Origin of the sequence: Roseobacter phycocola, assembly GCF_042055075.2 — a bacterium.
GTDB lineage: Bacteria > Pseudomonadota > Alphaproteobacteria > Rhodobacterales > Rhodobacteraceae > Roseobacter.
In genome coordinates, this window is record NZ_CP194010.1 from 948,947 (window position 1) to 963,101 (window position 14,155).

Consider the following 14,155-nt stretch of genomic DNA (forward strand, 5'->3'; position numbering starts at 1 on the left):
GGCTTTTCATCCTGTCAGGATGGTGTTTATTAGCGCTCGGTCGTCCCCTGACAATCCGAGGAAATTATGTCTGAACAGACACAGCAAAGCAGTGACAGAAACTGGTGGAAGGGTTGCTCCATCTATCAGGTGTATCCCCGCAGTTTTCAGGACAGCAACGAAGACGGTATCGGTGATCTTGGCGGCGTCGTGCAGCGCATGGATTACATCGCGGCGCTCGGTGTTGACGCGATCTGGATCTCGCCGTTCTTTACCTCCCCGATGAAGGATTTCGGCTACGACGTCAGCGATTACTGCGACGTGGACCCGATGTTCGGCACGCTGGCGGATTTCGACGCGCTGGTTGAGTCCGCGCATGCGCATGGTCTGAAGGTCATGATCGACCTTGTGCTGTCGCATACCTCGGACCAGCATCCCTGGTTCATGGAAAGCCGGACCAGCCGCGAGGGGCCGCGCAGCGACTGGTATGTCTGGGCTGACCCGAAACCGGATGGCACCGCGCCCAACAACTGGCTGTCGATTTTCGGCGGACCGGCCTGGCAGTGGGATGCGCAGCGTGAGCAGTATTACCTGCACAACTTCCTGACCTCGCAGCCCGATCTGAATTTCCACAGTGAAGATGTGCAGAACGCCCTGCTGGGGGTTACGCGTTTCTGGCTGGACCGGGGTGTGGACGGTTTCCGTCTGGATACGGTCAACTTTTACTACGCCGACAAAGATCTGCGCGATAACCCGGCGCTGCCCAAAGAAGACCGGTCAGCGGTTCTGGCGCCGTCCGTGAACCCCTACAACCATCAGGACCACGTCTATTCCAAGAACAGGCCGGATAACCTGGAGTTTCTGGCAAGGTTCCGCGCGCTGCTGGACGAATACAATGCCATCACCTCTCTGGGGGAAATCGGCGATGCGCTGCATGGTCTGGACCTTCTGGGGCAGTACACTTCGGGCGATGAGGCACTGCACATGTGCTACGCCTTTGAGTTTCTTGCGCGCGAAAAGCTGACCGCATCGCGTGTGGCTCAGGTGTTCGACGAGCTGGGGCGTGCGGCGCGCAACGGCTGGGCGGCATGGGCGTTTTCCAACCATGACGTTATGCGCCACGGGTCGCGATGGGAGCTGAGCCCTGCGGCACTCAGGCTGCATGCCACCCTTCTGATGTGTCTGCCCGGCACGGCCTGTCTTTATCAGGGCGAAGAACTCGGACTGCCCGAGGCAGATGTCCCGTTTGAGGATCTTCAGGACCCCTACGGCATTGAGTTCTGGCCGGAATTCAAAGGCCGCGATGGCTGCAGAACGCCGATGGTCTGGGCCGCTGACGAGCTGAACGCAGGCTTCACGCCGGCAATTCCATGGCTGCCGGTCTCGCACAGTCATCTGGAGAGCGCCGCCGACATTCAGGAACGCACACCGGGATCGCTGTTGCATCACTACCGGAACGCGCTGGCGTTCCGTAAACAGCACGCAGCCCTGCGTCATGGCACGCACGACGGGGTTTTCGCCTACGGCGATGTGCTGCATTTCTCCCGCGTGGCCGACGGAGAAACGCTGTTCTGTGCGTTCAACATGTCGGATACGCCGTCGATGCACGCATTGCCGCCCGGAGAATGGGAAACCATTGCCCAGGAACTCGGTGGAGGCAGCCCGGGCCCTGAAAACCGCCTGCATCTCGGGCCCTGGCAGGTCTGTATCGCGCGCCGTACCGGGTGACGGGGAGGCCTGCGTCAAATTTCCCGGCCCAGAGTGTTTGCAGTCCGGTGCTCTGCTCCGGTAGACAGGTGGTGAACGGGTTCCGGTCTGCCAGCCGCACCTGCCATCAACCTGCCTGGGGGCGGAATATGCAAAACAGCTCTGCGGCCTTTGCGGGTCTGAAGACTGCCGTACGGGCGATCCTTCTGTCATTCGTGGTTTTTGCCGGACAGGCCGCAGCATTTGATGTCCGGGTCGTTGGCCCGTTTGACGACACCCTGCGTGCGCAGCTTGAGGGTGGTTCGCTGCTTGTCGAGCAGTCGGCAGGGGAGCAGTCTGTCTCAGCGCAGGAAATCGTTTCAACCGCCCAGGCGGATTACCAGCGTCTGCTGGCGGTGCTCTATGATGCGGGGTTCTTCGGCGCGGCGATCAACATCGCGCTGGACGGGCGCGAGGCCGCATCAATCCCACCGGTGGATCCGCCCGCAACCGTCAGGGAAGCGGTGATCTCAATCAGCCCGGGCCCGGCGTTCCGCTTTGGTCGTGCAACCATCACACCGGTCGCACCCGGCACCGAGCTGCCTGACGGATTTGCGAGCGGGGAGACCGCCGGTCTTGGCGTTCTGAAGTCGGCCGTTTCAGCGGGTATTGATGGATGGCGCGATGTCGGGCACGCCCGGGCAGCACTTCAGAGCCAGTCGCTTACCGCGCAGCATGCACAACAGCAGATCAATGCAGATCTCGTCCTGCGGCCCGGCCCCCGGTTCCGTTTCGGGCCACTGACCGTCACAGGTGACAGCGCAGTCCGCCGCGAGCGTATTCTGGAAATCGCGGGTCTGCCGGAGGGAGAGGTTTTCTCGCCCGATGAGCTGCGCAAATCAGGTGACCGTCTGCGGCGCACGGGCGCTTTCAGTTCCATTGCCATGGTCGAGGCGGATGGACCGGTGCCGGGGGATACATTGCCTGTGTCCGTCCGGGTGGCAGATGCGAAACCGCGCCGCTTTGGCTTTGGCGCCGAACTGGCCACGGTCGAGGGGATAACACTCAGCGCATTCTGGTTGCACCGCAATCTCTTTGGCGGTGCGGAACGGCTGCGGTTCGAGGGAGAAATCAAAGGCATCGGTGGTGAGACGGGGGGCACGGACTTCCGCCTTGAGACCCGGTTCGACCGGCCCGCGACCTTCAATGAGGACACCGGGTTTTACGCGCTGAACGAAATAGAACAGCTGGACCAGATCAATTTCTTCTCCAGGCAAGCCACTTTTGAAGTGGGCATTGAGCGCACCGCCTCCGACCAGCGCAGCTACCGGCTGGGCATCGGTCTGCGCCGCGCGATCACCCGGGATGACTTCGGCGAGGCAGATTACACGCTGTTTCTGGTGCCTGCCGGCGCCACCTTTGATTACCGGGACCGTCCGCTTGATGCCCGCCGGGGGTATTATGCAGACGTTGAACTCACGCCTTTTGCGGCGATTTCCGGGGCAGATAATGGTCTGCTGACCACCGCTGATCTGCGCGGATACCGGACCTTTGGCAGTGACCGCTCGACAACACTTGCCCTGCGCGCACAGTTTGGTTCGGTCGCAGGACCAGCGCTCGACGTGGCACCTGCAGATTTTCTCTTTTACTCCGGTGGTGGTGGTACGGTCCGCGGACATGATTTCCAGTCACTGGGCGTCGATCTGGGGGACGGTCGCGAAGTCGGTGGCCGCTCTTTTCTGGGTCTGACCGCGGAACTGCGGTTCCGGTCCAGTGGTAATCTTGGGTATGTCGGCTTTTTTGATGCCGGATACATCGGGGCGGAATCCTTCCCCGACGGGTCCGGCGAATGGCAGACAGGTGCAGGCTTTGGTCTGCGGTATGCCACCGGGATCGGGCCCATCCGCGTTGACGTGGGCCGCGCCCTTGCAGGAAGTGACGACGCGGCGGCCTTTCAGATTTACATCGGCATAGGACAATCGTTTTGAGACGTCTTTCATACCTTCTGATCTGCCTGCTGATGATCTCCGTGCCCGGCCCGGCCGCGGCGCAGGAGGATGAGGACGATGGCGGCTTTCTGACCCGCACGATCGAGGGGGCGCTGTCCGGTGCGGGCCGCGATGTACAGCTGCGCGGATTTCGCGGCGCGCTGAGTTCTGAGGCGTCCTTTGAGCAGCTCACAATTGCGGATGACACCGGGATCTGGCTCACGCTTGAGGATGTGACACTGAACTGGAGCAGGGCGGCGCTGTTGCGCGGGCGTCTGCAGGTGGACCGTCTGAGTGCTGCATCCCTGGAACTGCCCCGTCTGCCCGAAGCCGAAGAGACCGAAGAATTGCCATCAGCCGAAGCCGGTGGTTTCGCGTTGCCGGAACTGCCGGTCAGTATCAACATCGAAGCTTTTGAGGTCGAACGGATTGCGCTGGGTGCACCGCTGCTCGGAGAAGAGACAGTGCTGCAGGTCCAGGCCTCTGCGCTGCTGGATGATGATGGCCTGCAGCTGGATCTGACGGCGGACCGCCTCGATGGGGCAGCGGGCAGGTTTCTGCTGCGGGCGGGTTTTGCACGTGAGACGGAAATCATTCTGGTCGATCTGGACCTGACCGAAGACGCGGGCGGTATCGCCTCGCATCTGCTGAACCTGCCGGGCGATCCGTCGGTGGACCTGACCGTGGCAGGCGAGGGGCCCTTGTCTGATTTCACCTCTGACATCCGTCTGGCGACAGACGGTACGCCCCGCGTAGAAGGTCAGGTCCGGCTGACGGCAACCGACCCGGCCGCCGAAGGGGCCGCGCCGGACCGTCGCATCGTCGCGGACATTGGCGGCGATATCACCGCCGTTCTGGCCCCGGAATACCGCGACTTCTTTGGCACCGATGTTGGTCTGACAGCGGATACGCTGATCGGAGCAGACGGTGCTGTTTCCGTTGACAGCTTTGCGCTGCGGGCCGAGGCGGCACAGCTGCAGGGCAGTGTCAGGATCAACGAAGAAGGCTGGCCCGCGTTCATTGACGTCGATGGCCGTATCGGGCGCGGGGGCGCACCTGTTGTTCTGCCGGGCACGGATGCAGGCACCACGATCAGTGCCGCAACCCTGGCCGTCGATTTTGATGCCGCGGGCGGGGATGCGTTGCAGGGAGCTTTCGACATCCGGGACCTTGTTCAGGAAGATATCCGCATTGATCGCACGCTGCTGTCCCTTGACGGAACGCTCAGCGGTGCCCCCGGCACAATTGGTGAACTGGTCACCGATCTGACGCTGGCCGCAACGGGGATCGAGCTCAACGATCCGAGCGTGGCGCAGGCGCTTGGCACCAGCATCGAAGGCAGCGCCGCGATCAGCTACACCGAAGATCAGCCGATCCGCATCAGCGACCTGACTATTGGGGGTGCGGATTACAGTCTGGACGGAGATATCGTCATCCGCGGCCTCGAAAACGGTTTCCCGACAAACCTGGCGTTGCAGGTGCAGGCGGCTGACCTGACCCGGTTTGCCGCTCTTGCAGGTCAGGACCTGGCGGGCGCGGCTGACCTGGCTGTCGAGGGTATGATCACACCGCTTGCGGGCACATTCGATCTTCGCATTTCAGGCAATACAGAGGACGCGGCACTCGGCATCGCCGAAGTCGACCGCGTCATGGCCGGACGTACCGAGCTGTCCCTGCGTGCTCTGCGGGACCAGTCAGGTACCTTTGTCGAGGATCTGTTGCTGAAGAACGCAGCACTCGATGTCGCGGCGGATGCATCGCTTCGGAGCGGGCAGAGCAGCGTTACCGGGCGGGCAGCACTGTCGGACATTGCCCTTGTGCTGCCGCAGTACACCGGGGCGGTGCGCGTCGTCGCAGATGCATCACAGGACGAAAAAGGCTGGACAGTGGACGGCTCTGTTGACGCCCCATACGACGGTCGTGTGACTGTGAGCGGCCTGGTAACGGGACCGGACGCTGATATGAATGTCACCGTCAGCCTGCCGGAAATCAGCCCTCTTGTCCCACAGGCGTCCGGCCCGCTGGATCTGGCGGCACGCATCTGGCAGGCCGGAACGGGGTACAGCGTTGACGCCACCGCTGGTGGACCGTTCGGGGCGGATGTGGTCGTCAAAGGTCTGGCGACCGGGCCGGAGGCAGCGGTGGATTTCGTACTCGATCTGCCTGATATCGGTGTTTTTGTGCCGGAAATCCGCGGCCCTCTGAACCTCACCGGGCTGGCCGCCCGCGCGGGCGACGACTGGCGTGTTGATACAGCCGTGCGCGGCCCAGCGGGGACACAGGCAAACGTCGCCGGCACCGTAGCGCAGGACACAACGCTTGATCTGACGGTGGCAGGTGCGCTGCCACTGGGGCTCGCACAGCCCTTTCTGGCACCCCGCAGCATCCGGGGGACGGCAGAGTTCGATCTGGCGGTGCAGGGGACGCCGGGCCTGTCTGCGGTCAGCGGCCGCGTTGCAACGAGCGGCGCCACTTTTACAGCGCCCAACCTCCGGCTGGGGCTGACAGGGCTTGCCACGACCGTCGTGCTTCGGAACGGAACGGCACAAATCGACGTGGGTGGTGATGTCGTTTCGGGCGGCCGCATTGAAGCATCCGGCAGCCTTGGCCTGGGGGGCGCGCTGCCAGCGGATCTGGATGTCTTTCTGCGCAATACCGTTCTGACGGACCCGCGCCTTTATACCACGACCCTCAATGGTGCGATCGGCATTGACGGGCCGCTAAGCGGCGGCGCGCGTATCACCGGGCAGATTGATGTCGGCGAGACGACTGTGTCTGTGCCGTCAACCGGGCTGACCAGTATCGGTGATATCCCGGACATCACACACGTAGGCGCACCACGCGAAGTAACCATCACCCGGCAGCGCGCAGATGTGATCCCCGAACCCCAAAGCGAGGCGTCCGGTGGTGGCGGGGGGCCGGCCTATGGGTTGGGCATTGTTGTGAACGCGCCCGGGCGCATTTTTGTGCGGGGGCGTGGCCTCGACGCTGAGCTTGGCGGCAACCTGGAGATCAGCGGGACGACGGCGCGCATCATCTCAGCCGGTGAGTTTGAGCTGATCCGGGGCCGGCTCGATATTCTGGCCAAGCGCTATGACCTGACCGAGGGCACAGTTCAGTTTCTGGGCAGCCTGACGCCGTACATCCGGTTTGTGACCACCTCGACAACCCGCGACGGCACAGCGAGCATCGTGCTCGAAGGGGCAGCGGACGACCTTGAAGTGTCTTTTGTGTCCGATCCGGCCGCACCTGAGGATGAAGTGCTGGCGCAGCTGCTCTTTGGCCGCAGCCTCACGCAGCTGTCCGCATTCCAGGCGCTGCAGCTTGCCAATGCGGTTGCAACACTGGCCGGGCGCGGTGGCGTCGGTCTGATCGGTGAACTGCGTGAGGGCTTCGGGCTGGACGATTTCGATGTGTCCACCACGGATGACGGCGAGACGGAAATCCGCGCAGGCAAATACATCTCGGAAAACGTCTATACGGATGTGACGAGCTCTGGCGGAGATGCCGAAATCTCGCTGAACATCGATCTGACGGACTCGTTCAAAGCCCGTGGTTCAGTCGACGGCAACGGCAATACCGGTGTCGGGATTTTCTTTGAGCGGGATTACTGATCCGCCGGGTCCTGCTCGGCAAAATGGCCGAAACGGCCCCGGTCGAACAGCAGACCTGCGGCGTCCTGATCGTGCAGGGCAACGCGCGCGACGCGGCCCAGAACCAGGGAATGGTCGCCCGCCGGATGCACCGCATGCGTATCGCAGTGGAATTCCGCCAGACATCCCCGCAGGACAGGTGTGCCGTGTGCCCCCGGCGACCAGTCTGATGTGCTGAAACCATCGCCCTGAGCAGCGAAGTGTTTCGCCACATGCAGCTGATCTGCGCTGAGCACATGAATGCAAAAGCGTTTGGCTGTGACGAAAGCGTCATGGCGGCGGGAGGAGACCGCCGGGCACCACAGGATCAGAGGCGGATCAAGCGAGACAGATGAAAAGGAATTGGCGGTCATGCCAAGCGGCCCGCTGTCCAGTTCGGTGGTCACAACCGTCACCCCGGTGCCATAGCACCCGAACGCGCGGCGCAGATCCTTGCTGCGTTCAGGTGTCGGCGCAAATATTTCTGGCGCGCGGCTCACCGGGACGGTTCCGCGCAGGCCAGGGTCACAGCGAAGGGTGTCATGAAATTCCGGCTCCGGTCAGGTACCGGAGAGATAAAGCCCGGGCGCAACCGGGCAAGGCAGCCTGCCGAAAAAAGTACTGCTACAAAAGAAAACGCGCGGCACCATCGTACCGCGCGCCTGTTGTTCGGGTGACCACGTCAGCGGTTCATGCGGTTTTCGATCAGATCATCGACAACGGACGGATCGGCCAGAGTGGATGTGTCCCCCAGCGCGCCATAGTCGTTCTCGGCAATCTTGCGCAGGATGCGCCGCATGATCTTGCCTGAGCGGGTTTTGGGTAGCCCCGGCGCCCACTGGATCAGGTCCGGGCTGGCAATCGGTCCGATTTCCTGGCGAACCCAAGTGCGCAACTCCTTGCGCAGCTCTTCGGTCGGTTCTTCGCCGCCCATCAGGGTAACATAGCAGTAGATGCCCTGGCCCTTGATGTCGTGCGGATAGCCGACCACGGCGGCTTCAGCGACCTTGGCATGTGCCACCAGTGCGCTCTCGACTTCGGCAGTTCCCATGCGGTGACCGGAAACGTTGATCACGTCATCCACACGCCCGGTGATCCAGTAATCACCATCCGCGTCCCGTTTGCAGCCGTCACCGGTGAAGTAATAGCCTTCGTAGTCCGCGAAATAGGTCTTCTCGAAGCGCTCGTGATCTCCCCAGACTGTGCGCATCTGCCCGGGCCAGCTGTCGGCGATGCAGAGAACACCCTCAACATCATTGCCTTCGATTACTTCACCGGACGCCGGTTCCAGAACGACGGGTTGAATGCCGAAGAAAGGCTTCATCGCAGAGCCCGGTTTCATAGCATGTGCGCCGGGCAGAGGGGTCATCAGATGCCCGCCGGTCTCGGTCTGCCACCAGGTGTCAACGATCGGGCATCTGCCTTTGCCGACCACGTCATTGTACCAGTTCCAGGCCTCCGGGTTGATCGGCTCGCCAACGGTACCGAGCACCTTCAGATCGCTCAGATCGCATTTCTCGACAAAGCTGTTCCCCTGGCCCATCAGGGCGCGGATAGCAGTTGGGGCGGTGTAGAACTGGTTCACTTTGTGCTTTTCGCAGACCTGCCAGAAGCGGCTGGCGTCCGGATAGGTGGGCACACCCTCGAACATCAGCGTTGTTGCGCCATTGGCGAGCGGCCCATAGACGATGTAGCTGTGCCCCGTGACCCAGCCCACATCTGCGGTACACCAGTAGATGTCACCTTCATGGTAGTCGAAGGTGATCTCATGCGTCATGGCCGCATAAACCAGATAGCCGCCGGTGGTATGCACGACACCTTTGGGCTGGCCGGTCGAGCCTGATGTGTAGAGGATAAAGAGCGGATCTTCGGCCCCCATTTCCTCGGGGGGGCAATCGGCCGATGCTTCGGCGGCGAGCGCGTTGTAATCTGCATCGCGACCGTCGACCCAGGCCACATCGCCACCGGTGCGCCGGACAACAAGGCACCGCACACTGTCGTCACACTGGGCCAGCGCTGTGTCGGCGTTTGCCTTCAGCGGCGTGTTGCGGCCACCGCGCGGCGCCTCGTCTGCTGTGATGACGACCTTCGCCTCGCAGCCGTTGACCCGGGCAGCCAGCGCGTCTGGCGAGAACCCGGCAAACACGATGGAATGAATTGCGCCGATGCGGGCACAGGCCAGCATGGCATAGGCCGCCTCCGGGATCATCGGCATGTAGATGATCACCCGATCCCCCTTGGCGACACCGAGGCCCTTGAGAACATTTGCCATTTTCGACACAGAGCTGTGCAGCTGGGCATAGGTGATATGCTGGGCTTCGTCCTCGGGGCTGTCGGGCTCCCAGATGATCGCGGTCTGATCACCGCGTGTGGCCAAGTGCCGGTCAATACAGTTTGCGGACACATTCAGAGTGCCGTCGGCAAACCAGTTAATCGAGACATTTCCGAGCGAATAATCCACGTCCTTGACCGTGGTGAAGGGCTTCATCCAGTCCACCCGGCCGGCTTCCTTGCGCCAGAACGCGTCGGGGTCGGCGATGGACGCGCTGTACATTTCGCCATACCTGGCGCTGTCCACATGCGCGCCAGCGGCCATTTCAGCAGAAGGTGGATAGGATTTTTGCGCGGAACCGGTGTCGGCCATGTAGGTTTCCCCCCTGAAATTTCATTCGTCGCATTGTGGGCCGTTGTCCGGTGGAACGGACGTCTGGGCCGGTCAATACTGTGCGGATCATACCGGTATTTGAAAAGAAGTGAATAACCCACAGATTTATAAGGGTTTAATTGTAAAATACTTGATTTTGCAGGCGCGGCATCTGTAAAGGAATGCGGCGTGGTCTGAAAATTCCACGTCTTTACCTTGTTTTGTCTGTCAACGCTTTCCCGGTCTGCGGGTGGTGGTCAGCGCGCGTTCTGCCCTGCAGCATCCGTGCCCCGCGCGTGTATCGGAGAGGATTGCGGGCAAACGCGTTTCAGGGCTTGGCACCAGCCGTTCCCGGCACTACTTTTGCCCCAAGCACGCCCCGAATGAGGTGTGCAAACAGGGAGAAACACATGAACAGATATCTCAGCGCCGCAGCTGTCGGCGCGATCAGCCTTGCATTTGTTACCGAAGCTGCAGCGACCGAATGGAACGTCTCCGTCTGGGGTAAACGCCGCGCGTTCACTGAGCATGTTGAAAAGCTGGCCGAGCTGGTGTCCGAGAAAACCGGCGGCGAGTTTACAATGAATGTGAGCTACGGCGGTCTCAGCAAAAACCGCGAAAACCTCGACGGCATTTCCATCGGTGCTTTCGAGATGGCGCAGTTCTGCGCGGGCTATCACCGTGACAAGAACCGTGTGATCACGGTGCTCGAACTGCCGTTCCTCGGCGTCGAAAACCTGGAGCAGGAAGTTGCGGTATCCAAAGCGGTTTACGCGCATCCGGCGGCGACCGAAGAAATGGCGCAGTGGAACGCAAAACTGCTGATGACCTCGCCGATGCCCCAGTACAACCTGGTGGGCACAGGTGAGCCACGCGATGAACTGGCTGACTTTGAAGGGATGCGGGTGCGCGCAACCGGTGGTCTTGGCGAAGCCTTCAAGGCCGTTGGCGGTGTGCCGACATCCGTGACCGCAACCGAAGCCTACCAGGCGATGGAAGGCGGCGTTGTGGACACAGTGGCATTTGCCCAGCACGCGCACCTGAGCTTTGGCACCATCAACCAGGCAGACTGGTGGACCGCGAACCTCAACCCCGGCACCGTGAACTGCCCGGTTGTTGTGAATATCGACGCCTACGAGTCGCTCTCTGACGCGCATCGTGAAGCGCTGGACAGCTCGGTGGATGAAGCCATCGCGCATTACCTCGCTAACTATGCCGAACTGCTCGAGCGCTGGGATTCCGTGCTTGAGGAAAAAGGCGTGCAGAAGGTCGAGATCGACCCGGCTGTGATTGCCGAGTTCCGCTCGATTGCAGCTGAACCGGCAAAGGATGCCTGGATCGCAGACATGGAAGCACAGGGCCTGCCGGGTCAGGAGCTCTATGATCTGGTGGTGAACGCGCTGGCCGAAGCCAAGGGCGGCAGCTGATCCATTCGGGCCGTCCCTGGCGGGGCGGCCCATTCCAACGATAATCGGGGGGCAGGGCGATGGCAGGTTCCGCTGCAGTGCTCGAAGATTCCAGTCTGCTCAGCCGGCTGGACCGCGCACTTATCCCGCTTGAACGTTTCTGCGCTTTGCTGAGCGGTCTGGCGATTTTCTCACTCATGTTCCTCGCGGCCTGGTCTGTGACCGGGCGCAAGTTCTTCGCCTCGCCTATGGCAGGCTATGTCGACTACATCGAAGCAATGATGCCGATCATCGCGATCATGGGCATCGCCTATGTCCAGCGGGATGGCACCCATGTGCGCATGGATATGCTGGTCAGCAAGCTCAGGGGGCGGATGCTGTGGTTCTTTGAACTGCTCTCTGTCCTGCTCATCCTCGTGCTGATCGTGGCCCTGACCTGGGGCGCCTGGGATCACTTTGACCGCTCTTTTGACTGCGCGCGGCCGCTCTGCAGCCGTGACAGCTCCATAGATATCGGCATCCCGATCTGGCCCTCGAAACTGGTGGTGCCGATCGCTTTTGGCGTGCTGGTACTGCGTCTGCTGCTGCAGGCCTGGGGGTACGGCCGGGCTCTGATCCTTGGTCTGGAAAACCCGGTGGCGGTGCCGCTCAATCTGTCAGTTGCCGAACAGGCACGGCTTGAAGCCGAAGCACTGGAGGGGTCAGACTGATGGAACCCATTGAAATCGGACTGTGGGTCAGTGGTGGCCTGCTGGTGATGGTCGTGCTCGGCATGCGCGTTGCTTTTGCAGCGGGTCTGGCGGGCTTTGTCGGGCTGGTCTGGCTGCGCTGGAACGGCTTTGACTACGACCCGGAACGCTTTGGAAAAGCGCTGGAAATCAGCGTGAAGATCGCAGGTCTCACCCCGCATTCCAAAGTGTCAGCCCAGGTGCTGAGCCTGATCCCGGTGTTCATCATGATCGGCTATCTGGCCTATCACGCGAAACTCACCACGGCCCTTTTCACGGCGGCCAAACGCTGGATCGCCTGGGTGCCCGGCGGGCTCGCTGTGTCGACCGTTTTTGCCACCGCAGGCTTCGCGGCCGTGTCAGGCGCGTCAGTGGCCACTGCGGCTGTCTTTGCCCGTATCGCCATCCCCGAGATGCTCAAGATCGGGTACAACAAACAATTCGCGGCCGGGGTTGTGGCGGCCGGCGGTACGCTGGCCTCACTGATCCCGCCCTCTGCCATTCTGGTGATCTACGCGATCATCGTCGAGCAGGACGTGGGCAAACTGCTGCTCGCAGGGTTTCTGCCGGGCATGTTTTCGGCCATCGTCTATGCCGCGCTGATCATCGGGATTGCCGTTACCTTTAAAACCGTGGGGCCCCCGGTGAGCGGTTTCACCTGGCGCGAACGGTTTGAATCCCTGCCGCCGGCGCTGCCCATTCTCGCCGTGGTCGTGATCATTATCTTCTTTGTTTACAACCCCTTCGGCGATGCCTGGGGCACGCCGACCGAAGGCGGGGCCATCGGCGCATTCATCATCTTTCTGATGGCGCTTTATCGCGGCATGCGCTGGCAGCAGCTGAAAACAGCGCTGCTGGATACCGCCAAGCTGACGGTGATGATCTTCTCGATCATCTGGGGTGTGCTGATCTATGTGCGGTTCCTCGGGTTTGCCGAACTGCCCGAGGCTTTTGCCGACTGGATCACCGGGCTCGAGATGTCGCCCATGCTGATCCTGATCTGCATCCTGCTGGCCTATGCGGTGCTGGGGATGTTCATGGACGCCATTGGTATGCTGCTGCTGACACTGCCTGTGGTCTATCCGGCGGTGATGGCGCTCAATGGTGGCGAGTTCGTCAGTGCAGCGGACAGCGCCTTTGGCATGTCGGGGCCCATGTGTGCGATCTGGTTCGGGATTCTGGTGGTGAAAATGGCCGAATTCTGTCTGATCACGCCGCCCATCGGGCTGAACTGTTTCGTGGTGGCGGGCGTGCGCGACGACCTGACAGTCCAGGACGTCTTCAAGGGCGTGACGCCCTTCTTTGTTGCCGATGCGGTGACCATCGCGCTGCTGGTGGCCTTCCCGGGGATCGTGCTCTTTCTGCCGTCACTCGCGGGCTAGATCAGGACCGCGCGCTGGCCGGTTAACCCACCGCCCGCGCAACAGTGCGGACGGCCTTGGGGCCCAGGAGAGAGACTTTGGCCTTTTTGCCTGCAAAACAGGGCAAATTCGATGTCGGTAAAACGTCGGTGTTGCGTCGGTATAACGTCGGTGCGTACGGCGGTGTTGCGCGGGTTCTGGTGCAGTAACTGAGCGTGCGCTGTGGAAAGGTTTACAGCGGGTTACCCAGTTCGACCTCACACCTGAGACACCCCTCATATATCAAAGCGCCCGCGCAACAGGCACTGTTGCGCCGGGCCGTTCCGCCCTCGAAGGGTGGAGCGGCACGCCTCCTCCCGGAGCGCCGCGTCTGCGGGGCGGTGGGACGTCTGAGGCTTATTGTCGGAGGCATTTATGGAGGATTTGCGGGCGAAGCGAGCGTTTTAAAGCCAATCTGAAAGGCTGCTTAAGGTCGGCAAACAAGTCCTTGGCGTGCGGGCCGGTTTCTCGGTAGAGTTACGGTGATGCTTTTTGGCACAAGCGATCGCATGACCACTATCTCACAAAAACCGGAGGACGCGTGACCAAAGCCTCAGCAAAACTCCCCAATCCCCGGAGAGATTTCTTTCTTTGGTTATTGGCGGTGGTGCTGTTGTTTTTTGACGAGGAACTGGGGCTTACCGATTTGTATACGTACAACGCTCTAAAGGGTGTCGTGTACCTTGGATGGA

Annotated in this window: 8 protein-coding genes; 6 read left to right on the forward strand and 2 right to left on the reverse strand. The window is 61.4% G+C overall.

Features of this window, described 5'->3' with window-relative positions; all coding sequences use genetic code 11:
- The first annotated feature begins 66 nt into the window (after positions 1 to 66).
- The 3 genes from AB4K19_RS04585 to AB4K19_RS04595 all read left to right on the forward strand — a co-directional run bounded on the left by AB4K19_RS04585 (position 67) and on the right by AB4K19_RS04595 (position 7,267).
- Positions 67 to 1,707: an alpha-amylase family glycosyl hydrolase gene (locus tag AB4K19_RS04585; protein WP_436399207.1), complete on the forward strand. Its 1,641-nt coding sequence runs from the start codon at positions 67 to 69 to the stop codon at positions 1,705 to 1,707.
- Between the two features lie 128 nt (positions 1,708 to 1,835).
- Complete coding sequence (locus AB4K19_RS04590; RefSeq protein WP_436399209.1) at positions 1,836 to 3,653, forward strand: autotransporter assembly complex protein TamA; 1,818 nt, start codon at positions 1,836 to 1,838, stop codon at positions 3,651 to 3,653.
- Entirely contained in the window at positions 3,650 to 7,267 is a 3,618-nt protein-coding gene (locus tag AB4K19_RS04595) for a translocation/assembly module TamB domain-containing protein (RefSeq protein ID WP_436399211.1), read from the forward strand. The genes AB4K19_RS04590 and AB4K19_RS04595 overlap by 4 nt, the downstream gene beginning before the upstream one ends.
- Here the strand turns inward: AB4K19_RS04595 and AB4K19_RS04600 are convergent.
- Both AB4K19_RS04600 and acs read right to left on the reverse strand, forming a co-directional pair.
- Positions 7,261 to 7,785 carry a flavin reductase family protein gene (locus AB4K19_RS04600; RefSeq protein ID WP_375230737.1) on the reverse strand — a complete coding sequence of 175 codons (525 nt, stop codon included), beginning with the start codon at positions 7,783 to 7,785 and terminating at the stop codon, positions 7,261 to 7,263. The two genes, AB4K19_RS04595 and AB4K19_RS04600, sit on opposite strands and share 7 nt — an antisense overlap.
- 182 nt (positions 7,786 to 7,967) lie before the next feature.
- Positions 7,968 to 9,929 (reverse strand): acetate--CoA ligase, encoded by a 1,962-nt coding sequence (gene acs, locus AB4K19_RS04605; RefSeq protein WP_436399214.1) that lies wholly within the window; start codon positions 9,927 to 9,929, stop codon positions 7,968 to 7,970.
- Positions 9,930 to 10,339: 410 nt separating this feature from the next.
- Here acs and AB4K19_RS04610 point away from each other — a divergent pair, with 410 nt between their 5' ends.
- From AB4K19_RS04610 to AB4K19_RS04620, 3 genes are read left to right on the forward strand one after another with little or no spacing between them, the layout of a single operon-like run.
- Complete coding sequence (locus tag AB4K19_RS04610) at positions 10,340 to 11,356, forward strand: C4-dicarboxylate TRAP transporter substrate-binding protein (protein ID WP_375230738.1); 1,017 nt, start codon at positions 10,340 to 10,342, stop codon at positions 11,354 to 11,356.
- Positions 11,357 to 11,415: 59 nt separating this feature from the next.
- Entirely contained in the window at positions 11,416 to 12,045 is a 630-nt protein-coding gene (locus AB4K19_RS04615) for a TRAP transporter small permease subunit (RefSeq protein ID WP_375230739.1), read from the forward strand.
- Positions 12,045 to 13,445 (forward strand): TRAP transporter large permease, encoded by a 1,401-nt coding sequence (locus AB4K19_RS04620; RefSeq protein ID WP_375230740.1) that lies wholly within the window; start codon positions 12,045 to 12,047, stop codon positions 13,443 to 13,445. The genes AB4K19_RS04615 and AB4K19_RS04620 overlap by 1 nt, the downstream gene beginning before the upstream one ends.
- Positions 13,446 to 14,155 lie beyond the last annotated feature (710 nt).

What these genes read in the sequence shown, in the direction of transcription:
- acs (WP_436399214.1), bottom strand. Translation starts at nt 9,929, where the DNA reads ATGGCCGACACCGGTTCCGCGCAAAAATCCTATCCACCTTCTGCTGAA.
- AB4K19_RS04610 (WP_375230738.1), top strand. Translation starts at nt 10,340, where the DNA reads ATGAACAGATATCTCAGCGCCGCAGCTGTCGGCGCGATCAGCCTTGCA.
- AB4K19_RS04585 (WP_436399207.1), top strand. Translation starts at nt 67, where the DNA reads ATGTCTGAACAGACACAGCAAAGCAGTGACAGAAACTGGTGGAAGGGT.
- AB4K19_RS04615 (WP_375230739.1), top strand. Translation starts at nt 11,416, where the DNA reads ATGGCAGGTTCCGCTGCAGTGCTCGAAGATTCCAGTCTGCTCAGCCGG.
- AB4K19_RS04590 (WP_436399209.1), top strand. Translation starts at nt 1,836, where the DNA reads ATGCAAAACAGCTCTGCGGCCTTTGCGGGTCTGAAGACTGCCGTACGG.
- AB4K19_RS04620 (WP_375230740.1), top strand. Translation starts at nt 12,045, where the DNA reads ATGGAACCCATTGAAATCGGACTGTGGGTCAGTGGTGGCCTGCTGGTG.